The sequence below is a fragment of the Candidatus Palauibacter polyketidifaciens genome (assembly GCF_947581785.1).
GTDB classification, from domain to species: domain Bacteria; phylum Gemmatimonadota; class Gemmatimonadetes; order Palauibacterales; family Palauibacteraceae; genus Palauibacter; species Palauibacter polyketidifaciens.
In genome coordinates, this window is sequence record NZ_CANPVO010000038.1 from 19,607 (window position 1) to 41,450 (window position 21,844).

Consider the following 21,844-nt stretch of genomic DNA (forward strand, 5'->3'; position numbering starts at 1 on the left):
CGTCGTCGTGTCGACGAGCTGGAACGCTTGACAGGCGATATCGATATGGCCAGAATGGCCAGATGAGACGAGCCAGCGTCAGCGAAGCGAAGAACGCACTCAGCGGGCTCCTGGGCGACGTCCGTCGCGGGGAAGCCGTGTTGATCACGCATCGCGGGGAGCCCGTGGCGCGAATCGAACCTTGCCGCCCGGACGACCTGGGCGGCGACCATGAAGTCGCGGACCTCGTACGCCGGGGCGTGGCGACCCCTCCCCGCACTCCCTTCGATGTCGAACGCTTCCTGAGTGTCCCCGCCCCGCGGCTCGCCGAAGGGGTGAGCGCCAGCGACATGATCGTGGCCGAGCGCGCCGAGGGCCGTTGAAATACTGGGATTCGTCAGCTCTCGTGACACTTCTCGTGGACGAGGCGGGCAGCGCCGAGCGCCGTGCCACGATCCGGGACGATCCGGCGATCGTTACGTGGTGGGGGAGCCGCGTCGAATGCGCGTCGGCCCTGAACCGTCTCCACCGGGAGCAGCATTTCGAACCCGGCGGGCTCGACCGGTCCCTGGAGCGGCTTCGGCGGTTGGCGGCCGGTTGGATAGAGGTCGAGCCTCTCGAACAGGTTCGCAACCGTGCGATCAGACTGCTTCGGCTTCACCCGCTGCGGGGGGCGGACGCGCTGCAGTTGGCGGCAGCCCTTGCCGCTGCGGCCGAAGATCCGCAGCGGCTCGAGCTGGTCAGCAGCGACCACCGCCTCTCCAACGCGGCAAGGCGGGAGGGGTTCAAGGTCCTTTGAACGGGTCGTGACTAAGGACATCCAACAGTTTAGATCGTACACTGTTCGGTTGAGGCCGTACCCCATCCCCGTCACCGGGAGAGACCATGCGCACGCGATTCCATGCCCTGCTGCTCCTCGCTCCCGTCGCCGCCTGCACCGCGGACGCGCCGCCGCCCGAGCCGTCGGCCGTGCGGAGCGCCAGCGATGTGACCGACGCCGTGCTGGAGGCGGCGCGGCCCGACGGCAACTGGCTCACCTACGGCGGCAACTACGCGGAGGACCGCTTCAGCACGCTGGATGAAGTCACGCGGGACAACGTCAACGAACTCGGCCTCGCCTGGACGTACGACATCGAACTGCGGGGCGGGGTCGAGGCCACGCCGCTCGTCGTGGGCGGCGTCATGTACATCAGTTCGCCGTGGAGCGTGGTGCACGCGATCGACACGCGTACGGGCGAGCGGCTGTGGCGCCACGACCCCGGCGTTCCGCGCATTCGCGGGCGCCTCGCCTGCTGCGACGTGGTGAACCGGGGCGTCGCGCTCTACGAGGGCAAGGTGATCGTGGGCACGATCGACGGCCGCCTCGTCGCCCTCGACGCGGAGACGGGCGACGTGGTGTGGGAGACGCTCACCATCGACCCGAACGAGGCCTACACGATCACGGGCGCGGTCCGCGTGGTGCAGGGGCTCGCGATCATCGGCAACGGGGGAGCCGAGTACGGCGTCCGCGGCTACGTCTCCGCGTACGACGCGGACGACGGCGAACTCGTGTGGCGCACCTACACGGTGCCCGGCAACCCGGCGGACGGCTTCGAATCCGAGACCATGGAGATGGCGGCGGAGACGTGGAGCGGCGAGTGGTGGATCGCGGGCGGCGGCGGCACGGCGTGGGACTCCATCATCTACGACCCGGAGCTCGACCTCCTCTACATCGGAACCGGCAACGGGTCCCCGTGGTCGCGAAACCACCGGAGCCCGGGGGGCGGCGACAACCTCTTCCTCGCCTCGATTCTCGCGCTGCGCCCGCAGACGGGCGAGTACGTGTGGCACTTCCAGACGACGCCCGGCGACCACTGGGACTACACGGCGGTCCAGCCGATGACGCTCGCGGATCTCGAGTTCGACGGCCGCATGCGCCGCGTGATCATGCAGGCGCCGAAGAACGGCTTCTTCTACGTCCTGGACGCGGAGACGGGCGAGTTCCTGTCGGGTCAGGAATACATCGTGCAGAACTGGGCAGAGGGACTCGACCTCGAGACCGGCCGGCCCACCGAGCGGCCGGAAGCCGTGCACGCGGAGGTCTGGACGCTGATCACGCCGGCCGCCCTCGGAGGCCACAACTGGCAGCCGCAGTCGTTCAACCCGGAGACGGGGCTCATGTACCTGCCGATCCAGGAGGGGTGGGTCGAGCGCAGCGAGCCGCCCGACTGGGTGTTCACGGACCTCGATATCGAGGACCACAGCTACGGACCGGCCGTGAGAAACCTCGGGATGACGAGCCGCTACGGCGCCCGGGACGACGCCGGGTTCCTCGTCGCCTGGGACCCCAAGGCGCAGGAGGCGCGCTGGACCGTCCCTCAGCTCGGCTACTGGAACGGCGGCACGATGACGACGACAACGGGCCTCGTGTTCCAGGGCGGCGGGGACGGCCGCTTCGTCGCCTACGACGCCGAGACGGGAGACCAGTTGTGGGATGTCTCCACCGGCCTCGGCATCCTCGGCGGCCCGGTGACCTACCTCGTTGACGGGCGGCAGCACGTGTCCGTGGCGGCCGGCTGGGGCGGCGCCCGCGGCCGCAGCGGATCCCCGTACGGCGACGCGGCGAACTACGAGCAGCGGGGGCGGGTCTTCACCTTCGTGCTGGGCGGGACGGAACCCATGCCGACGCCGCAGCGGAAACGGCCCGCGAACGTGCCCGACCTCGATCTGCCCGCGGACGCCGAGTCGCTGGAGCGCGGGGCGGACGTGTACGGGCAGTATTGCGGCATCTGTCACGGCGGCGGAGGCGGCTCAGAGGGCGCAATGCCGAACCTGCAGCGGTCGACCGACATCGTGCACCGCAACTTCGAGGACATCGTGCTCGGAGGGAGTCGCGAGGCGCAGGGAATGCCGTCGTACGAGGGATTGCTCGATTCCGAGGAGGTTCGGGCGATCCAGGCATACATCGTGTCGCAGGCGAAGGAGACGCTCGCTGCGGAGGCTGAGACGCCGGCGGATGGCGACCACTGAACCGGGAGCCGTGAACCGGCGACCATTGAACCACGACAAGAGGAACCGACTCATGAAGCGCTTCATCCTGGTCTCACTTCTTGCCACCGGAGGTTTCGCGGCCATGGCTTCCGATCTTTCGGCCCAGCGTGAGTACATCAACCCGCAGCACGCGAGCGAAGAGGGCGTCCTGCCCTTCAGCGGCGCCGTCTGGGTCGGCGACCTGCTCTTCGTATCCGGGTCGCTCGGACTCGTCGATGGCCGTCCGCCGAACGACGCGGAGGAGGAGGCCCGGCTCGTCATGGAGTCGATCAAGAGCACGGTGGAGGAGGCCGGGATCACGATGGACGACCTCGTCTCCGTGCAGGTGTTCTGCTCGAACGTCGATCTCTACGACGTCTTCAACGAGGTTTACCGGACCTACTTCACGGAGAACTTCCCCGCGCGCGCCTTCCTCGGCTCGGGGCCGCTGCTCTTCGGAGCGCGGTTCGAAGTGATGGCGATCGGCTCGCGTAACTGAGTCGGGGCAGCTGAGCGGAGGGCGGGATCTGGTCACCGAGGCGGGGCCCGTTCGAGGGCCCCGACCCGATCTCGCCGTCGCGCTGGAGCGGGGGGAGATCGTCTTCTTCCCCGCCTGTCCGGTGGAACCTCCGCCGGACGAGGATCTCGAGCGGCTGCGCGCGGAACTCCCGAACCAGTTGCGAGCGAAGAACGTCAGCTACCACCCGGAAAGCGGGCGTCTCCGCGGCATAAGGGGGCACGGAGGGCTGCGGGACGCGGTTCTCGACACCCTCACCGCGCACGGAGCCAGGGTCCGCGCCTTCCTGCGGGAGTGCATGCCCGGGCTCACCGAGGGCTGGACGGTGGGGACGACGAGCTTCCGCCCGATCGAGGAACACGGCCGCGGCCTCTCCGCGCACGCGAGCAACGAGCTGATCCACTTCGACGCCGGCGCCTACGGGGCGACCGACGGTGACCGCATCCTCCGTTTCTTCGTGAACGTGAACCCGGACGAGGACCGCGTGTGGTGCACGAAGGGGACGTTCCCCGACGTGTTCGCGCGCTACGGGGCCGAGGCGGGCGTGACGAACGGCGGCTCGCTCGAGAGGGGCCCCGTCGACCGTCTCCGCGGTCGCCTGTTGCGGGGAATCGCGAAGGCGGGGCTGGGTGAGGCGGTGCTCGCGGACTCCAGTCCGTACGACCGTCTCATGCGACGCTTCCACAACTACATGAAGGACACGCCGGCCTTCCAGGAGCGGGACGAGACGTGGCGCGAGATCCGCTTCCCGCCCTTCTCCGCCTGGATGGTCCTCACCGACATGGTGAGCCACGCGAGCCTGTCAGGTCAGCACGCCCTCGTCGACACGTTCATCCTCCGGCTCGCCGCCTGCCGCCACCCGGAACTCGCCCCCATCAACGTCCTCCGCGACCGGACTCTTCACCACCCCACGGCGTAGGCTACGCGGCGGGGATCGGCGCCAGCCATGAGCGTGCCCGTCACGGCGTCGAGGGTGATGCCCTGGATGCTGCCGAAGGCGTATCCGGGCGCGAGTTCCACGGTGTATCCCAACCCTTCCAGCGTCCCGACCACTGCGGCGGGCAGGCGATCCTCCAGGCGGAAACGGATCTCGGCTCCGGGGCTGTAGAAGTTCGGCTCCCCGCTCAGCGTGAAGCGGGGCGCCGCGATGGCCTCCTGGATGGGCATCCCGAAGTCGAGGAGGTTCACGAGCACCTGGAACTGGGTCTGGCCGATCGTCTCGCCCCCCGGCGTCCCCAGCGCCGCGTGGAACTGCCCGTCCCTGAGCACGATGATCGGGGAGTTGTTGAGGATCGGAATCTGGCCGCCCCGGACGTAGTTCACGTGGTCGGGGTACGGCGATGTCGAGCCGACGCGGCTCCCGTTGTTGAAGGTCAGTCCGGTGTTGCCCACCACCACCCCCGTGCCGAAGGCCCCGCCGTGGGTGGGCGTGGCGGCGACGACGTTGCCGAACCGGTCGGCGATGGAAAAGCTGGTCGTGCTGCCTTCGTATGACCGCTCGGCAAGATGGCCGCGCAGCGGCGCGGGCCCCGGTCGTGAGGCCTCCGGCACACCCACCTGAATTTCGTCGACGCGCACGGGATTCCCGGACCCCGGGTACGCCATCACGCGGGACGGGTCGATGAGGGACCGCCGGGCCGCCGCGTAGTCCTTCGAGAGCAATTCGTCGACGGGCACGTCGACCAGGGCGGGATCGGCTGCGTAGGCGTAGACATCGGCCTTCGCGACCTTGATCGCCTCCGACAGCAGGTGGGTCGTCTCGGCGCTGCCCGCGCCGAGGGCCCCCAGGTCGAACCCCTCGACGAGGTTCAGCTGCATCGCGACCTCCAGCCCTCCGCGCGACGTCGGCGGGCTGGTGTAGATGTCGTATCCCCGGTACGTCGTGTGGATCGGCTCCGCCCAGATGGGCTCGTAACGGGCGAGGTCCTCCGTGGTGAAGTCGCCGCCGTTCTCCGCATAAAATTGAGCCATCTCCTCGGCGATGTCGCCCCGGTAGAACCGGTCGAAGGCGGCCTGGAGCGCCTCCGAGCGCGTCTTGCCGGCCGCCAGGGCCGCCTGCTCGGCCTCGACGACCTTGCGGAGTGTGTTCGCCAGGTCGGGCATGCGGAACGTCTCGCCCGGCTCGGGCACCCGGCCGCGGGGGAGGAACATCCGCCGGCTGGATGGGAAGCTCTCGAAGAGTTCCCGATGAGATTCGATCGCGGCCACCACGGACGCCTCGATCGGATGGCCGTTCTCCGCGTAGTCGATGGCCGGAGCGAGCGCCTGCGCCAGGCTCATCGTGCCGAAACGGTCCAGCAGGGCGATCCATCCCCCGAAGAGGCCGGGGACGACGCCCGCGTGAATCCCCTTGTTCAACTCGTCGGCCGTGCGGCTCGCGGGATCGATGGCCAGCGGAGCGGCGCCGGTGGCCCCCAGCGAGTACACGCGGTCGGAGACGCGGTCGTAGAGGGTCACGAACCCGTTCCCCGCCATCCCGGACATCTGCGGCCGCACGACGTTCAGCGTGGCGAGGGTCGCGACGGCGGCATCGGCGGCGTTTCCCCCGGCCATGAGCATGCGGAGACCCGCCATGGATGCCAGGGGGTGGCCGGCCGTGACCAGCCCGTTCGGGCCCGGCACCGCAGGCCGGTGCGCCGGCCGGTCGGGACTCCGATCCCCGCCCGCCTGCCAGGCCGTGGCCTGCAGCGGCAGCAGGAGAAGAGACATGGCGAAAACCGTGATCATCCTCCAAGCGGGTGCTTTCATCTAGATCCCCCTCCATTCCTCCGTGTCACGTCTCGGCAGCAGTTCCCTCTGGGCCCGGCCTCGCTCAGGCACGTCGTGGCAACGGCGGCAGCGCGCCTCGTACGATTCGGCGCCTCCCACCTGGATCGTCGGCCCCTCGGCGGGCGCCGGCTTCCCATCGATGAGACGCTGGTTCCTCGTCGCCGGATCGCCGCATGCCACGCAGATCGCGTGCAGCTTGTCGATGCGCTCCGCGCGCGCCAGAAGCGGTCCCATGGGACCGAAGGGCTCGCCGCGGAAATCCATGTCGGTGCCGGCCACGATGACGCGCATCCCGGCATCCGCCAGAGCGTCGGCCACCGCGCAGATCCCGTCGTCCAGGAACTGGGCCTCGTCGATCGCCACGACCTGCGTCGACGGGCGGACCTTCCCGGCCACCTGCACGGAACTGGACACGGGTTCGGCGTCGATCTGCCGGCCGTCGTGGGACGAGATCCGGAACTCGCCACCGTAGCGATCGTCCAGGTGAGACTTGAAGAGTTGTACCCGCCGCCCGGCAATGAGGGCGCGCCGCACGCGCCGGATCAACTCCTCGGACTTCCCGCTGAACATGACGCCGGCGACGACCTCGATCCATCCGTGTCTCGCCCCGTGCAGCATCGATCAGAAGCCCAGAATGCCGTAGTTGCCATCCAGGATCAGGCGCACGGAGACGTACAATCCGAACGCCGGGCATAGCACCCAGAACGCGTTCGGGACGCCAATGTAGACGAAGAACTCCCGCTTCGTGATGAGCGCCCGCCTCCCCGCCACGAAGAAACTCACCCAATAGAGCGACGACACGTACGTCCACTGCCAGAACAGCATGGCGGCGATAATGCCGGCGACGACAGCCGGCAGGAAACCGACGGTAAAGGCCCCATACAGGATCAGCGTCGGCACCGGCGTGAAGTAACCGTTGGCGATATCGACGATGAACCCGAAGGTGCGGCGATCCGAATACGACCCATCGAACATCGAGTACGTGGCCCAGGCGTCCGCCCAGACCGCCGAGGAGAACATCCGTCCCGGCGGCACCCTCGTGGTGAGGAACTCGACCGCCGGGCTCCGGCCGGTCTCGCGCCGCCGTTCGCGCCAATACACGGCCCGCTTCTCGATGTAGTCCAGCCGCAGTTGTAGACACGCCTCCCAATAGCAGATGAGCAGATTCGTGGAGAAGAACAGGCTGAACAGACAGTGGATGGCGTTGAGATCTCCGTGGACGTAGTAGCGCGTACCGATCCCGAGCAGGGTAAGGATCGCGATCACCACCGCCGAGAGTGCTCCGGCCGGCATTCTGCCTCCCTGTTAGGTAGGCGGCGGCCCTAGTAGGTGCCGTCGAGGAACGTGTCCTGGAGACGGTCGCGCCGCGCGATGGCGACGCACTCACCGAGGTCCGAGAGGTACTCGCCGAGCACGGGCGTGTGGACGGACGTGATGGGCTGGTGGATGGCGGGCGGCTTGCGGTGCTGACCCATCATCCAGCCCCGCTCGTTCATGAGTCGCGCGACGGCGAAGATATTGAACGGTTCCCCGGGTTCGACATCGTAGCGGAAGAGGTTCGTGTCCCCTTCGGGCTCGAACACGTAGAGGCCGTCGATCGCCCTTACGCCCTCGATCGCAGCGTGGGTCGTCTCCATGATCCCGCGCACGATCTCCCGGTATCCCTCCCGGCCGATGTGCCGGAGCATCGTCCACGCGCAGGCCACGGCGCCGCCCGGCCGGGAGCCCTGGGCGGTGGCCGAGGCGTAGGAGCCGCCGGCGAGGTCGCGAACGACGTACCGGGCGTAATCGACATCGTTGCCGTCGGCGAAGAGCACGAGCGAGGCGCTCTTCTGCGCGAAGCCGAACTTGTGGAGGTCTGCGGACAGGCTGGACACGCCCGGCACGGAGAGGTCGAAATCGGGGACCGGATAGCCGAGTTCCCGCGCAAAGGGAGAGATGAAGCCGCCGTAGCAGGCATCCGAGTGCAGGCGGACGCCCGTCTCGAGGGCAAGCTCACCGAGTTCCCGCATGGGATCGATGAGCCCGTAGTAGATCGTGGGGGCGCCGGCGTAGATGAAGATGGAGGATTCGTCGATGGCGTCGCGGATGGCGTCCACGTCCGCGCGGAAGTCCGGCCGGCAATCCGCGTACTTCATGTCGAGGTCGAGGATCTGGGCCGCCTTGTCCACCGACGGGTGCCGGCTGTAGGCGGCGACGATGTTGAGCCGGCCGAGGTCGGGACGCGCCTCCCGCTTCATGTCCCGCGCGACCTTCACGGCCTGGAAGATGCTCTCCGTGCCTCCGGAGGTGAACTGGCCCGCCGCACCTTCCGGCGCGTTGAAGAGGTCGAGGCCCATCTGGACGACCTCTTCCTCCATCGCCCCGACGCTCGGGAAGGAGCCTTGGCCCGAGAGGGCGTTCTCCACGGAGTAGATGGCGTGCGACGCATCCTGCACCCGCTTCAGCGCCTCATTGACATAGTAGACGAGGTACGGGACGCGACCGTTCTTCCAGTCGTAGTCGATCGCCTTCCGGCCGAGCAGTTCGCTCTCGAGCGTCTCCCAGTCGATTCCCTGCTCGGGGATCCGCTTTCGGGTCTGAACGCCGGGACTCGCGGTACTCGTTGCCTGTGCCAATTCGATGCCCTCCGTCGTACGGTAGCGTGACCCGGGATCCGCCCGCGTCACCGTCCGTTGCCGGTCGTCGAAATCCAACCTTGTCTGAGAAGATGGGCGGGGCAACGCACGGGGCCGACGAGCGATCCGGGGCCTGGAGCAGGGGCTTGTCTGAGGAGGCGGCGTCCCGTCAGATACCGGGGTCGCCGTACTGCCGAAGCCGGACCCGAGACCGCCCCCCCAAACCCGGGACCTGACAAACGAATGGCCTGGCTGCAGACACACTGGATCGCGGTGGCTCTCCTCGCCGTGTACGGCGCCCTGCTCGTGCGGCACGCGATCGAGGGCCGGCGCGGGACGAAGGGCCGGGCGGACTACTACGTCGGCGGGCGGTCGATGGGTGGAGTCGTGCTTGGCCTCTCCTTCTTCGCGACCTATTCGAGCACAAACAGCTTCGTCGGGTTCTCGGGACAGGCGTACACCTACGGGGCGCCGTGGCTGCTGCTCGCGCCCGCCGTCGTCATCTTCTCGCTCTCGGCCTGGATCTGGGTCGCGCCGAGGCTCCGCGCCTTCACGGGGGCGGTGGACTCGGTCACGCTCGCCGACTACGTGGGGTTCCGCTTCGAGAGCCGGGCGGCGCGCGTCCTGGCGGCGATCATTGTGATCTTCGCCAGCTTCCTGTACATGATCGCGGTCTTCAAGGGGATCGGGAATCTGCTCGAGATCTTCCTCGACATCCCCTACAGGGGCGCGATCGGGTTCGTGTTCGTCGTCGTCGTCCTCTACACGGCCGTCGGGGGGTTCATCTCGGTCGTGAAGACGGATGCGGTGCAGGGGATCGTGATGTCGATCGCCGCCATCCTCCTCTTCTGGGGGACGCTGAACAGCGCCGGGGGGCTGGGGGCCATCGACGCGATCCGCGCGGCGCCCGACACCTCGGGACTCTTCCGCTGGGACGCGGCGATGCCCTTCCCCGTCCTCGTGGGAATCATCGTGGCGGGGACGCTCAAGTTCATCGTCGACCCGAGACAGCTTTCGCGCTTCTACGCTCTTGCCGATCCGCAGGCGGTGCGCCGCGGGCTCATCGTGTCGACGATTGCCTTTCTCGGCGTGTACACGCTCCTGCTCCCGATCGGGCTCTATGCCCACGCGGTGATCGGCAGCGGACTCGCGGAATCGGATCTCGTCGTGCCGACGCTGCTCGGGGACGCCGGGATCCTGCCGGCGCTCCCGGCGGCGTTCATCCTCGTGGCCATGCTCGCGGCGGCGATGTCGTCGCTGGACAGCGTACTGCTCGTGATGGCCTCGACCTGGGAGCGGGACGTGATCTCGCTCTTCCGCCGCGTGGAGGAAGGACGCGACGAGGGACGCGCCGTGGCGCACACGCGGCTCTGGGTCGCGCTGTTCGCGATCATCACGGCCTGGCTCGCGCTCAACCCGCCGGGGAGCATCGTCACGCTGACCGCGTTCTCGGGCGGTCTCTATGCGGCCTGCTTCTTCCCGGCCGTGGTGCTCGGCCTGCTCTGGCGGCGAGGCACCGGGGCCGGGGCCGTGGCTTCGCTGCTGACCGGCTTTACGGTGCTGCTGTGCTGGGATCTGGTTCCGTTCTCGGACGCCGTGCACGAGGTGTTCCCCGCGATGGCGCTCTCGCTCGCCGCGTACGTGGGCTGCGGCCTCGCGGCCCCGCCGCTGGCGGCGGCCAAGCGCCTCGACATCAAGCTCTAGCCAGTAGCCGGCCTGTGGCAGGCCTTCGAGCTTATTCTCCGCTCGCCGCCGCGACATCGAGGGCGAGGCGGCAGCACAGCGACCCCCGGTCGGCCCCGTGCCGGAGTTCGACCGACGGCTTCCAGCCCCACTCGGAATACTGGGTGACGCCGGGGACGGACTGCGGCACGCGGGGTTCGCCCGCCGCGATCCGGGCCGCGTGCAGGCGCATCTCGAGCCGATAGCCAGGGCGTTCGAGCTGGCCCTCGCTCAGGCGGCCGAGGTCCTCGGTCTCCACGCCGAGTTTCTCGCGGCCGATGCGCCGAACGAGAGCTCTGTCCGCCTCGCCGTCGGCATGCGAGCCCGCGGGCAGACCCCACACGCCGGGCAGATCGGGATCGTCATCGGGGCGGCGCACGAGCAGCCAACGGGGCGTCTTACCGGCCGATTCCGGATCCTCGATCACGAGGGCCATCGCGTGACGCGTAGGGCGGGCGTTGGGACCGCAGTCGCCCGTCATCTCGCAGCCAGCGCCTCCAGCCGTTCCCGCGCGGCGTCAAAGCGATCGAGGATATTCGGGATGTCCGCACCGCCGTAACCCGCGGTCAACCTGAGCCGCGCTACGCCGAGGATCGCGAGGAGTTCGGCAGCCGCAGCTCGGCGGACGGCGGGATCGGAACTGCCGACGCTTCCGATCCACACGGGCGCGGTGTGCGCGAACGGGTAGTTCGCCATCATCGGCCAGCGGGCCGGGCCTCCGACGGCACGCGCAGCGACCCATCCCCCCTCCGGAAGCGTCAGGTCGCCCTCGAAGCGGCGCGAGCCGGGGCCGCCGAGCCCCTCCCCGCTCCACGCCACCTCGCCGTTCACCAGCACCTCGACCCGCTCCACCTCCGTGGCGGTCGCGACGTCGAGCGACCACGAGACCTCCCCGGCGGACACGATGTGGCCGGGCTCGGCTCCGTCGATGCTGAACTCGATGAACGGTCCGTTGGTCACGAAGCTGCGGCCGTTTCGCAGCGCGTCCATGTAGGTCGACCAGTTTTCCACCGTCCCGGTCTGCGCGTACACGCGCGAAGTGCCGATGGCCATCGTGCGGTAGAAGTTGTTCATCACGTCGGTCCCGGCCGAGGGCACGATCGGGATCCCGGCATTCAGCAGCAGGTGCCAGATCTGCGAGGTGAGGATCTCGTCGCTCCACAGGCAGACGATCTCGAGCGCATCCAGATTCCCCAGCACGGCGTCGGGGACGAGTTCGATCGGCACGACGCCGTAGAGGTCGGCGATCGACGCTTCGGCCCAGGGCGTCGCGCGCGGCATGCCGCGCGTGCTCACGGGGTGCACGTAGTACTGGAAGCCTCCCTGGGCCCGGGCATGTCGCAGCGGCTCGGCGTTCGCGCGGTCGTCCGATCCGTAGACCTGGTAGCCGGGTCCCCACACCCAGGGCCAGAACAGGTCGTCGATCTCGATCAGGCCCAGGTGGCCGAGGAAGTGGGACCGGACCTCCTGCCCGAAGCGGACGAAGGGCGGGCCGCCCGAGTGCCGCCACGTCCACAGATCCTGATCCTCGAACCGGTTGTGGAGGTTCGCGAGGAGCGGCGTGGCGAAGTCCAGCGCCTCGCCCCGCATCATCGGCATCAGGTCGTCCGGCGAGAGGTCGTAGGGGCCGCCGTAGTTGAGATGGAAATGGTGTTCGCCCGAACTCCAGCCGCCGGCGCGGGCGTCCCAAACGGGAGAAAGCACGACTTCGACCTCCGCGGCGGCGGACGCGGCACCCACCTGTACCGTCGCGGATGCTTCGGGCGTCGCGAGCCCCTGAACGGCCGAGACCGTGACCTCGCCGACCGGAACGGTGAGTTCGATGACACCTGGCGAATAGAAGAAGACGCGGCCGCTCTGTCCGTCGAACCGCGACGCCGGACCGTCCGGGACCAGCGGGTGCCCCGCGCCGTCCACGACCGCGAGCCGGGCCGCCACCGGAGCGCCGCCCTCCTCGGCCACCGTCCGTATCCGAAGACTCGCCGTCGCAACACCCCAGTCCCAGGCCGTCACGTCCACCGTCTCGATGGGACCGCCGGCGGCTCGCACACGCTTGAGATTCATGCGTTCCCGGTCATCGGCCTCGGCGAAGTAGACCCACTCGCCGGCTGGGTCCCAGGCGGGCGTCAGCGGCAAGCCGCCCGAGGCCAGCAGGATGGATGGCCCGGGCTCCGCCACGTTGAGGAGCCGGAGGTCCCACCCCTCCTGCGTCGGCCAGTTTACGGCCACGGTGGACCCGTCGGGACTCAGAGCGGGCCGCGCCATGGACGCGATGCTCCCCTCGATGAGCGTCCGCGGCTCCGCCGCATCGCCCGACCGCAGGACGACACGGTCGCGGCCGCCGCCTTTCCAAAGGTAGACGAGCGCCCGTTCGCCGGGCTGGGGCTTCAGTTCGATCCCGCGTGCGTCGGTCACCGGCCGCCGCACGCCGCTCTCGATGTCGACCGCCCACAGATCCAGGGCCCCGGCCTCCGATTCGGCCGATGAGTAGAAGATCTTCGTCCCGTCAGCGGAAAACGCAGGGTCGAGTTCGAGTCCGGGGCTGTCGACGCGGCCTAGTTCCGTTCCGCTGCCCGCGGCGACCCAGACGATCTCCGTGTCTTCGGTGTCATCGCGCACGAACGCGATGAGCTCGCCGTCGGGAGACCAGGCGGGCCGCGCGTCGATCCCCCCGCCGCGGGTCAGCCGCCGCGCGACTCCGCTCGACAGATCCATGACCCAGATCCAGCCGTGCGAGGCGAAGGCCACCCGCGCGCCGCCCGGCGACAGCGCCGGATCGATGGGCCCGGCCGTGAGCGTGGGCAGCTCATAGCCCTCGAGGTACACGTGATGGCCGTACCCCGCGACCTTCGGGTAGCGATTCGTCCACTGCGCCGCCCCGTCCGCGGGGGCCGCCGCGAGGGCGAGGAACATCGCGCCGAGCGCCCCGCAAACCGCGGACCGGCCGCTCGATACCGGCGACGGACGAACCGGATGCGCCCCCACGCGCGACGAGCTCAGCGCCGCCAGGCCGACGCGCCGGGGAGCCCGCTGCTCACCATCACTTCGAGCCCCGGCTCCGGAGCGCGCGCATCCGCCGCGCTCTGGGCCAGCGGACCGGAAGGCAGATCGCGGAAGATGGCCCTGACCTGCCCCGTGGCCGGATCGCGCAGGATCGCCATGGGCGGCTCGCTCCCCTCGGCGATTTCGACGCTGCCGCCCGGCCCGGCGAGGGAGAGACTCGCCAACGCCGTCTCCCATGCCGGCTCCACGGGAAGCGCAAACGTGAATCCGGACTCCCCGTCCCCGTCCCAGATCACTCCCATGTCGAAGCGGAGAGAGAACAGTTCGCTGCCGTCCGCCCGCCTTCCGGTCAGCGTGTACGGCCCGGGGGCGTGCGGCAGCACGGGGCGCGCGTCGACGACGAACGCGGGGTCGAGGTGGAGCGCACCGTCCGCGTCGGCCCCCCCGGATACGAGCAGCGTCCGGCTCGCGGCCGGCGCCTCCCACACCTCGAGCGTATCCTGCAGCCGGTAGCGCAGCGCGTTCGCAAAGTAGTAGTCGCTGACCCACGTCGGATCGCAGTATGACATAAAATCCCGCACCGGGGACGCTGGGTCGACCAGCGACCCGCCGTCCCGCGAATCCCAACCCCAGATGCCGATTCGCCCCCCTTCGTAGGGGAAGCTCGGATCCGGACCGCCTTCGTTCCCCGAGCACTCCGCATGGAACAGGCTCAGGTTATGTCCGAGCTCGTGCGCGAACGTCTCCGCGCTCAAGACCGAGATTGCGACCTTCCCCGAATAGGGGATCTCGTCTGAAAAGAACGGGAAGGTCGCGCGGCCCGCGATGTTACCCCCGATGTCCGGGATCAGACCGACCCAGTGTCCCACCCCCTCCTCCATGACCCGGATCCTTCCAACGTCCGCTATGAGGTCACCGGAGTCGTTCGAATCGACCGTAATGCTCGCATGGCGCGCAATCTCGATTTCCGCCACCGGAAGATACGTCCTCGTCTGCCGGAAGAACTCGTCTTCAGGGTCGGCGGTGCTCACGAACGTCGCGGCCTCGCGATCGTTGTCCTCGGTCCAGACCATGGGGAGCAGGGTCAGGAGCAGCGGGGGGACGGCCCTCACATCGACCGTCGTCCGTCCGCTCTCGGGGATGCGTTTCGACACGCCGAGATTCGGATCCAGCGTCCCGTCGGGGTCGATCTCCACGACCATCTCAAGTCCGGGCTGAATCACCTCGGCGGAGATGACGGCGTGGGGCGAAAGATCGAGTTCGCCTTCCTGTACTTCCGTCGGTATCGCGGACGAACCCGCCGGGATGTCTTCGACGTGCACTTCCGCACCGTCCACGAAGAACGTGACCCGCACCGGCGGGAGCATGGCCCCGGTCTCCTGTTCGGACGCCACGAACACGCGCAGGAGCGCCTCCCTGCCGGCGACGAGGGGGACAGGGAACTCGCGCGACTGCGCCGCCTGAATCAGGTAGGCCTCGGCGTGGGCCTCCCCGCCGCACAACTGGATTCGGGTCTTGAAGTACACCGATTCCATCCAGTCTCGGAAGGCGGGCGTCTGAGGCATGCACAGTCCGGTGTCCTCCGCGATCAACTCCCAGAGTTCCTCGAGCTGGGTCAGGTCTTCGGGCAAGGGGCCCGACAGGTCAGCATTACCCTGGACCCATATCCGATAAAGTTCGCTGGCGTCGCCCAACTCCGGCGGCAGAGGGCCAGACAGCTCGTTGTTTTCAACCAGGAGAAACGCGAGGCTGTCGATCTGTCCGAGCTCCGCAGGGATCGGGCCCTCGATGTTGTTGTCGGCAACAAACAGGGTTCGCAGGCTATCGAGTTGGCCAAGCTAGGACGGCAGGGGGTTCGACAGCTCGTTGTCGTAGAGGAGGATCCTTCGGAGCTTCCCAAGCGCCGCCAGGCTCTCGGGCAGCCCCCCGTCGATCCTTGTCTCGGTGATACGGAGCACCTCCAGTTCGGTCAGGTTTCCGAACTCCACCGGGATCGAACCGTCCAACCGCGCCTCGTACAGGTGGATTTCCTCGAGGCTCTCCAGGTTGCCCAGTTCGGGTGGGATGGAGCCGGACAGCTGGTTTTCACCCCCGCCGATCCACAGCACTCTCAGGTTCTCCAGGTTTCCGATTTCGGGCGGGATCTCGCCCTGGAACGCGTTTCCGTCAATGTCGATCCGCCGCAGTTCGGTGAGGAGGCCAATCTCCGCCGGGATCTCGCCCTCGAGCCGGTTGTAGTCCAGCCGCAACACCCGGAGGCTGGGGAAGTACTGGATCTCGGGAGGGATCTCACCCGACAGGTTGTTGCGATTCAGGTTGATCGTAGTGACCCGTCCCGTCGTATCGTCCACCGAGATGCCGAACCAGTCTTCGAGCGGGTCGTCCGTCCCCCAGTTGCCCGATTCCGTCCAACTCTCTCCGCCCATGGCCGCGTACAACTTCATCAGGTCCGACCGTTCCTCGTTGCAGGCGAGGAACTCGCCATCGCGCGTCGCAATCGCGTTCAGCCACGCTTGAAAGCCCTCGTCGCGCACCGTGCACAGCATCGTGCCGCCGTACTGCAGCGTCTGTATGCCCAACTCCGTGAGAGAAGCCGGGATGGGGCCGGAGAGCCCCGCGTTTCCGTGCACGCGCAGTTCGGTGAGGAAGGCCAGACGGCCGAGGTCCTCCGGAAGCTGACCGCTCAGGCCGTTCTCGCTCAGGTCGATCGCCGTCACGCGCGAGTTCGCATTCGCCGTCACGCCGTACCAGCTTCCGACCGGCGCGTCCGTCCCCCAACCGTCGTTGTTCGTCCATTCGCCCCCGCGCGTGCCGACGTAGAGGTCCATGAGCGTCGCCCGATCCAGGCTGTGCACCGCGACCGGCGCGGAGTTCGAGACGGGGCCCGACGTGGCCGTCAGACTCGCGCTGCCCTCCTTCAGGCCGGTCACGAGCCCGGTGGCATCGATCGTCGCGACGGCCGGATCGCTGATGGTCCACGTCACCACCGCATCCGAGATGGGCTGCGCCCGGTCGTTCAGGACGCGCGCCCTCACGCGGATCGTATCCCCCGCCACGACGGCAACCGTCTCCGGGTCCAGGGTGATCCTCGCCGGCACGGTCGCGGTTGGGGGCGGCGGCGGCGGCCCGGGCGGTGGTCCCGCCGTCTCGTCCCCTCCACAGGAGAGGACCGCCAGACCGGCAAAGCCGAGCACCGCGGAACGCGCGGCGCGTGCACGGGGGGAGCGATAGGAATCGGAGCTGCCGGAGGTCGTGCGGATGCGCTTCGCCATGGGTTCGCCTTCCGTCTTTTCGGGGACGGGTGCCGGCCGTGAAGGACCGCCATGTCCGCTACCGGGCAACGCCCCCGAGTGTGCCTGCAAACAGGACCGGTTATTTTTTAGTCTAAAGACCTGTCGTCCGGTTGGCACCCTCCGAGGTGCTCGTCAAAGAAGGCGTCGAGCCGGCTGTACATGTCGACCGAGTTGGAGGGATCCCGGAAGCCGTGTCCCTCGGGATACGTCTTCGATTCGAACTCCTTGCCGAGCGCCTCAAGCCGCTCGACCGCGAGTTCGAAGTTCTCGAACGGCGCCCTTACGTCGAACTCTCCGTGCATGATGAGGACGGGGGCGGTGATGCGGTCCATCCGGTCGAGCGTCTCGCTCTTCGCGTAGATCTCGGGCCGCTCCTCGGGCGTCCCGCCATGCCCCGTGATCGTGAAGATCTTCCCCAGACGGTCCGCGTAGCGGAGGGTCAGCGACTCCGAGTAGATACCGCGCATGGGGACAGCCGCATCGAACTTGTCGGGCGTGCGCGTGATCGCGGACATGGACTGCATGCCTCCGTAGCTCCCGCCGTAGATGCCCACGCGCCCGTTGACGTACGGCTGGCGGCGCAGCCAGTCCGCCGCGGCGCCCGGGTCCTTCGACTGGTCGTTCAGCCAGTCCTCGACCGACAGATCCTGAAACTCGCGACCGAAGCCGGACCCCCCGCGATAGTTGATGGCGAGCACGACGAAACCCTCGTTCGCGAGGTACTGCTCCACGAGGTTCGTCCCCTGCGTGTAGGAGTTCGTCCCTCCCCCATGCACCTGGACGAGGGCCGGGCACGCGGGCGGGTCGGAGCCGGCGGAGCGCGCGACCCGGACCGCCGGCGGCAGGTAGAGAAATCCCTGGATGTACAGGCCGTCGAAGGAGCGGAAGGAGATCTCCGCGGGACGCTGGACGCCTTCGAAGTCCGGCGAAAAGTCCGTCACGCGGGCCGGGGTTCCACCGTCGAGGTCGAGGAGCCAGGCTTCCCTGCCCTCCGTCGCCGCATCCCGCGTGAACACGGCGCGGCTGCCGTCCGGCGTCGCGTGCAGCGACGACCACGCCCCGCCGACGTTCGTGACCCGCGTGGCGACGCCGCCGGAGGCGGGGACGGACCACAGATCGAAGGCGCCGCGCTGCTGGTACGGGAAGTAGATGCGCTCGCCATCGCCGGACCAGAAGGGGTCGAAGCGCATGATCGCGTCGGTCGCGTAGACCTGCATGTCGAGCGGCGCTTCGCGGAGGACGCGCGGGACGGTACCGGCGAGATCGAGGTCGATACGGTACAGGTACGCGAGGTCCTCGTACCAGTACTCGTCCTTGGACGTCCCCATCAGGACGAGGCTCGATCCGTCCGGCGACCAGACGGGGCTCGAGGAAGCCATGAGCGAAGCGGAGACCCGGTGCGCTTCGCCGGACGCCACGGCGACGAGCCACACGTCGTCGTGCCACCAGTCGGCCCGGTTGGAGATGTAGGCGATCCACCGACCGTCCGGCGACCACATGGGGCTGAAGCGGCTGTCGTCGGCCTCCGCCGCGCCGGCCGTCAGCTGCCGCGGGGGCGTCGCCCCGGTCGCGTTGACGAGCCAGATGTCCTGGGAGCCGGAGGCCGTGGAGTAGTAGGCGAGCGTCGTGCCGTCCGGCGACCACGAGGGGGCGCGAAGACCGCTCACGCCTTCCACCACGACCACCCGGTCCGATGTTCCCGCTTCTGCGACGACGAGGCTTCCTCCGGCGATGAAGGCCAACCGCTCCCCCTCCGGGGACCACGTCTGCGCGCCGCCGGCGAGCCGGAAGGTCGCGGCTTCTCCCTCCGCGGCCGCCACCTCCCCCGTCGCCGAAGTCGGGACAAGGTGGATCCCGCGTCCCCCCGCGCCTTCGACAGGTCCGGCCACCGCGAGCATGGATCCGTCGGGCGAGAGCACGGCGCGTCCGGCGCCCCCCGCGGCCGTGAAGAGGTTCTCCAGCGTCAGCGGGATCCGGCCGTCGTCGACGACCCCGCCGCCGGGGGGCGAGCAGCCGATTGCGAGGAGCCCCAGGACCGCGTACCGCCTGTGGCGCTTTCGGACGGATCGCGGGGATCGAGACACGGTTCCTCCTGAGGGACGGTTTCGCATGAGTATTGCCCGGGGCGATGGTCCGACAATACCGATCAGAGAAGGAAAAACCCATTCCGCGACCGGAGGTCGAAGCGCCTTGACCGAACCTGCCGTCACGCTGACCGACTACGGGCTCACGCTGCTCTGCGCCGTGCTGGTGTGGCTCGCGCGCTCACACGTGAGGGCCGATCTGCGCCCGTGGGCGATGGGACTCTTCGCCGGCTCGGGCGCCGCGGCCCTCTTCGCCGGCACGGTGCACGGCTTCTTCGGGGACGCCGCGACCCTCGGATACCGCGTCCTCTGGCCCGCCACGATTCTCACGGTGGGAGCTACGGGACTCGCCGCCTGGGGCCTGGGCGCACGGATCGATGGCCCGCCCGGGGGTACGCGGTGGATCACCAGGCTCGCCGGGCTCGCCTACATCGCCTACGTCGCCATCGTGCTGGCAGGGTGGCAGGCGTTCGCCGTCGCGGTCGCCTTCTATCTGCCTGCCGTCATCTTTCTCACCGTGCGCTTTGCACGGGCTTGGCGTCGCCGCCCCACCGCGAGCCGGCGGCGGGCGCTGATCGGCTTCGGGCTCACCTTCGCCGCGGCGGCCATCCAGCAACTTCAGATCCCGATCCACCCCGTCTGGTTCGACCACAACGCGCTGTACCACGTCGTGCAGGCGGCGGCGTTCATCCTGCTCTATCAGGGGATCAGCGGCGAAGAGTAACGATGTTTCTCCAACGTCAGGGGTGTGCCATGCGTGACGTCACCTTCCCCGGCTCCCGGCTTCTCGCCGCGGGTTCCGTTCTCTCCCTCGTCCTCTCCACCGGATTGCTCGCCCAGGAAAGCCGCCCGATGACGGTCGAGGATGTCCTCGCCCTCAAGAGCCTGTCGCAGGTCTCCGTGAGCCCGGACGGACAGTGGGTGGCCTACGTCGTCACGGAACGGGACATGGGAGAGGACCGCCAGGAGACGGACGTATGGGTCGTTCCGGCGGCGGGCGGCCCCGCGGACGTCCGTCAGCTCACCTTCCGCCCGGGATCCGACGATTCGCCGGTCTGGCACCCATCGGGGGAATGGCTCGCCTTCTCCTCGGACCGCGAAGGGGTGAGGCAGGTCTACGGCATCCGGCCGGACGGCGGCGAGGCATGGCAGGTGACGTCCCACGAGACCTCGGTCGGGAGCTTCCGCTTCGCGCCCAATGGCCGGCGGCTCGGCTTCGTGGCGAGCCCCTCCGCGACGGAGGCGGACCGCGAACTCGAGGAGGTGCGGGGACGCCCGATGGTCTGGGACTCCGTCTACACGGACCAGTGGTCGCGCCTCCACGTTGCCGAAGTCGAGGACAATGTGGCCGGCGAGGGAGTCAGGTGGTCGCCGGACGGCCTCCACGTGGTGTCCTTCGTATGGTCCCCGGACTCGCGAGCCGTCGCGTTCGGGGCGCGGTCGTCGCCCGTGCTGAGGACGACCTACTACGGGGCGACGTACGTCCAGGCGGGGGCGGAAGCGGAGGCCCGGAGCGTCACCTCCATCCCGGGCGGCGAGAATCCGGTAGCGTGGGACGATGAATCGGGACTCATCGTGTCCGGGACGGGACAACTCCTCGGAACCTTCAATCGGCAGCTGTGGCGGGTGCCGTTCGGCGCGGACGGCAGCGCGCTGGACCCTGTTTCGCTCACGGGCGATCTGGACGCGAACGCGAACCTCGTCCACATCGATGGGGCGCGGCTCATCGTCTCCGCGGCCCGGCGCACCGGAGCCACGGTGTACCGGATCCCTCTCGCCGACGGCGCCGCGGCGGGCGCGCCGGGCGATCTGACCGATGGCCGGCGCTACTACTCCGGCGCCTCCGCATCCGCGGACGGGAACTTCCTCGCCTTCACCGCCGAGGACGGCATGACGCCTCCGGACATCTTCATCACCTCGATGGACACGTTTCGTCCCGAGCGTCTGACCGACCTGAACCCGCAGGTGGCCGATCTCGCGCTCGGCGAGCAGGGGGTCGAGTCGTGGCCTTCGCGGGCCGGAGGAGAGGAGATCGAAGGCGTGCTCACGCTTCCCGTCGGGTACGAGGAAGGGGACCGCGTCCCGATGGTCCTCGTGATCCACGGCGGCCCTTCCGGCATCTCATCGGACCGTTTCAACGCGACGCGCGGCGCCTACCCGGTGCAGGTGTACGCGGGCATGGGATTCGCCGTGCTGCAGCCGAACTACCGGGGCTCGAGCGGCTACGGCGAGCGTTTTCGGGGTCTCAACCGCGGCGACATCTCGGGCCGGGACTGGGTCGACATCGACTCCGGGGTGGACGCCATGGTCGAGCGCGGAATCGCGGATCCCGAACGGCTCGCGGTGAGCGGATGGAGCTTCGGAGGCCACCACACCTACTGGGGGATCACGCAGACCGACCGCTTCAGGGCCGCGAGCGCGGGCGCCGGCGCGAACGACCTCATCTCCATGTACTCGCAGACGGACATCCCCGAATTCTACCACACGTATCTGGGTCCGAAGCCGTGGGAGGACTGGGATCTCTACGAGGAGCGCTCCGCGTACCGCCATGTTGAAAACGTGACGACACCGCTCCTGATCCAGGTGGGCGAAAGGGACGAGAGGGTGCCCGCTGAACAGAGCATCCAGTTCTTCGAGGCCGTCCGCGCCATCGGTAAGGCGCCGACGACCCTCGTGCTTTATCCCGATCAGCCACATGGTGTTAGATCCCCTCGTCTCCAGCGGGATCTCATGTCGAGAAACGTGGAATGGCTCACGCGCTGGGTCCTGGAGCCGGAAGCGCTGGTTCCGTGACGCCCTGTTGGGCCGCTACGTTCATTAACGACATGAAGGTACGCCCGCGGAGGAGGA

The 21,844-nt window shown here is 68.6% G+C and carries 17 protein-coding genes; 8 read left to right on the forward strand and 9 right to left on the reverse strand.

What is annotated here, in order from left to right; genetic code table 11:
• Positions 1-62 precede the first annotated feature (62 nt).
• The 5 genes from RN729_RS09805 to RN729_RS09825 all read left to right on the forward strand — a co-directional run bounded on the left by RN729_RS09805 (position 63) and on the right by RN729_RS09825 (position 4,424).
• Positions 63-362 (forward strand): type II toxin-antitoxin system prevent-host-death family antitoxin, encoded by a 300-nt coding sequence (locus RN729_RS09805; RefSeq protein WP_310776559.1) that lies wholly within the window; start codon positions 63-65, stop codon positions 360-362.
• Positions 359-778: a type II toxin-antitoxin system VapC family toxin gene (locus tag RN729_RS09810; RefSeq protein WP_343218916.1), complete on the forward strand. Its 420-nt coding sequence runs from the start codon at positions 359-361 to the stop codon at positions 776-778. The genes RN729_RS09805 and RN729_RS09810 overlap by 4 nt, the downstream gene beginning before the upstream one ends.
• Before the next feature lie 86 nt (positions 779-864).
• Entirely contained in the window at positions 865-2,988 is a 2,124-nt protein-coding gene (locus RN729_RS09815; protein ID WP_310784295.1) for a PQQ-dependent dehydrogenase, methanol/ethanol family, read from the forward strand.
• A 52-nt stretch (positions 2,989-3,040) separates the two neighbouring features.
• The gene (locus tag RN729_RS09820; RefSeq protein ID WP_310784298.1) at positions 3,041-3,487 is read left to right on the forward strand and encodes a RidA family protein; all 447 of its coding nucleotides are present in this window, start codon (positions 3,041-3,043) and stop codon (positions 3,485-3,487) included.
• Between the two features lie 28 nt (positions 3,488-3,515).
• The gene (locus RN729_RS09825) at positions 3,516-4,424 is read left to right on the forward strand and encodes a Kdo hydroxylase family protein (protein WP_343218918.1); all 909 of its coding nucleotides are present in this window, start codon (positions 3,516-3,518) and stop codon (positions 4,422-4,424) included.
• Here RN729_RS09825 and ggt read toward each other — a convergent pair.
• From ggt to RN729_RS09845, 4 genes are read right to left on the reverse strand one after another with little or no spacing between them, the layout of a single operon-like run.
• Positions 4,406-6,253 (reverse strand): gamma-glutamyltransferase, encoded by a 1,848-nt coding sequence (gene ggt, locus RN729_RS09830; protein ID WP_310784301.1) that lies wholly within the window; start codon positions 6,251-6,253, stop codon positions 4,406-4,408. The two genes, RN729_RS09825 and ggt, sit on opposite strands and share 19 nt — an antisense overlap.
• Positions 6,254-6,892 (reverse strand): thymidine kinase, encoded by a 639-nt coding sequence (locus RN729_RS09835; protein ID WP_310784304.1) that lies wholly within the window; start codon positions 6,890-6,892, stop codon positions 6,254-6,256.
• Between the two features lie 3 nt (positions 6,893-6,895).
• Complete coding sequence (locus tag RN729_RS09840) at positions 6,896-7,567, reverse strand: hypothetical protein (RefSeq protein ID WP_310784307.1); 672 nt, start codon at positions 7,565-7,567, stop codon at positions 6,896-6,898.
• A 29-nt stretch (positions 7,568-7,596) separates the two neighbouring features.
• On the reverse strand, positions 7,597-8,892 hold the full coding sequence (locus RN729_RS09845; RefSeq protein WP_310784310.1) for a pyridoxal-dependent decarboxylase: 1,296 nt from the start codon (positions 8,890-8,892) through the stop codon (positions 7,597-7,599).
• Positions 8,893-9,135: 243 nt separating this feature from the next.
• Here RN729_RS09845 and RN729_RS09850 point away from each other — a divergent pair, with 243 nt between their 5' ends.
• Complete coding sequence (locus tag RN729_RS09850) at positions 9,136-10,596, forward strand: sodium/solute symporter (RefSeq protein ID WP_310784312.1); 1,461 nt, start codon at positions 9,136-9,138, stop codon at positions 10,594-10,596.
• 31 nt (positions 10,597-10,627) lie between these two features.
• Here RN729_RS09850 and RN729_RS09855 read toward each other — a convergent pair whose 3' ends face one another.
• The 5 genes from RN729_RS09855 to RN729_RS09875 form a co-directional block, all read right to left on the reverse strand.
• Positions 10,628-11,095, reverse strand: a complete 468-nt coding sequence (locus RN729_RS09855) for an NUDIX domain-containing protein (protein WP_310784315.1) — start codon at positions 11,093-11,095, stop codon at positions 10,628-10,630.
• Positions 11,092-13,527, reverse strand: a complete 2,436-nt coding sequence (locus RN729_RS09860) for a CehA/McbA family metallohydrolase (RefSeq protein WP_310784318.1) — start codon at positions 13,525-13,527, stop codon at positions 11,092-11,094. Before RN729_RS09860 ends, RN729_RS09855 begins: the two co-directional genes overlap by 4 nt.
• A gap of 83 nt (positions 13,528-13,610) precedes the next feature.
• Entirely contained in the window at positions 13,611-15,248 is a 1,638-nt protein-coding gene (locus RN729_RS09865) for a hypothetical protein (RefSeq protein WP_310784321.1), read from the reverse strand.
• A gap of 207 nt (positions 15,249-15,455) precedes the next feature.
• Positions 15,456-16,889, reverse strand: coding sequence for an Ig-like domain-containing protein (locus RN729_RS09870; RefSeq protein WP_310784324.1), 1,434 nt, complete (start codon positions 16,887-16,889; stop codon positions 15,456-15,458).
• Positions 16,890-16,996: 107 nt separating this feature from the next.
• Positions 16,997-18,994 carry a prolyl oligopeptidase family serine peptidase gene (locus tag RN729_RS09875; RefSeq protein WP_310784327.1) on the reverse strand — a complete coding sequence of 666 codons (1,998 nt, stop codon included), beginning with the start codon at positions 18,992-18,994 and terminating at the stop codon, positions 16,997-16,999.
• A gap of 106 nt (positions 18,995-19,100) precedes the next feature.
• Here RN729_RS09875 and RN729_RS09880 point away from each other — a divergent pair, with 106 nt between their 5' ends.
• Both RN729_RS09880 and RN729_RS09885 read left to right on the forward strand, forming a co-directional pair.
• A complete protein-coding gene (locus RN729_RS09880; protein ID WP_310784329.1) occupies positions 19,101-19,718 on the forward strand; it encodes a hypothetical protein in 618 nt (205 codons plus the stop codon).
• 2 nt (positions 19,719-19,720) lie between these two features.
• Positions 19,721-21,787: a S9 family peptidase gene (locus RN729_RS09885; protein ID WP_310784331.1), complete on the forward strand. Its 2,067-nt coding sequence runs from the start codon at positions 19,721-19,723 to the stop codon at positions 21,785-21,787.
• Positions 21,788-21,844: the final 57 nt, after the last annotated feature.

Bases quoted from the DNA above. Each gene is read 5' to 3' on its own strand.
- RN729_RS09805 (WP_310776559.1), top strand. From the start codon at position 63: ATGAGACGAGCCAGCGTCAGCGAAGCGAAGAACGCACTCAGCGGGCTC.
- RN729_RS09870 (WP_310784324.1), bottom strand. From the start codon at position 16,889: ATGGCGAAGCGCATCCGCACGACCTCCGGCAGCTCCGATTCCTATCGC.
- RN729_RS09860 (WP_310784318.1), bottom strand. From the start codon at position 13,527: ATGTTCCTCGCCCTCGCGGCGGCCCCCGCGGACGGGGCGGCGCAGTGG.
- RN729_RS09850 (WP_310784312.1), top strand. From the start codon at position 9,136: ATGGCCTGGCTGCAGACACACTGGATCGCGGTGGCTCTCCTCGCCGTG.
- ggt (WP_310784301.1), bottom strand. From the start codon at position 6,253: ATGAAAGCACCCGCTTGGAGGATGATCACGGTTTTCGCCATGTCTCTT.
- RN729_RS09885 (WP_310784331.1), top strand. From the start codon at position 19,721: ATGTTTCTCCAACGTCAGGGGTGTGCCATGCGTGACGTCACCTTCCCC.
- RN729_RS09855 (WP_310784315.1), bottom strand. From the start codon at position 11,095: ATGACGGGCGACTGCGGTCCCAACGCCCGCCCTACGCGTCACGCGATG.
- RN729_RS09840 (WP_310784307.1), bottom strand. From the start codon at position 7,567: ATGCCGGCCGGAGCACTCTCGGCGGTGGTGATCGCGATCCTTACCCTG.
- RN729_RS09820 (WP_310784298.1), top strand. From the start codon at position 3,041: ATGAAGCGCTTCATCCTGGTCTCACTTCTTGCCACCGGAGGTTTCGCG.
- RN729_RS09835 (WP_310784304.1), bottom strand. From the start codon at position 6,892: ATGCTGCACGGGGCGAGACACGGATGGATCGAGGTCGTCGCCGGCGTC.
- RN729_RS09815 (WP_310784295.1), top strand. From the start codon at position 865: ATGCGCACGCGATTCCATGCCCTGCTGCTCCTCGCTCCCGTCGCCGCC.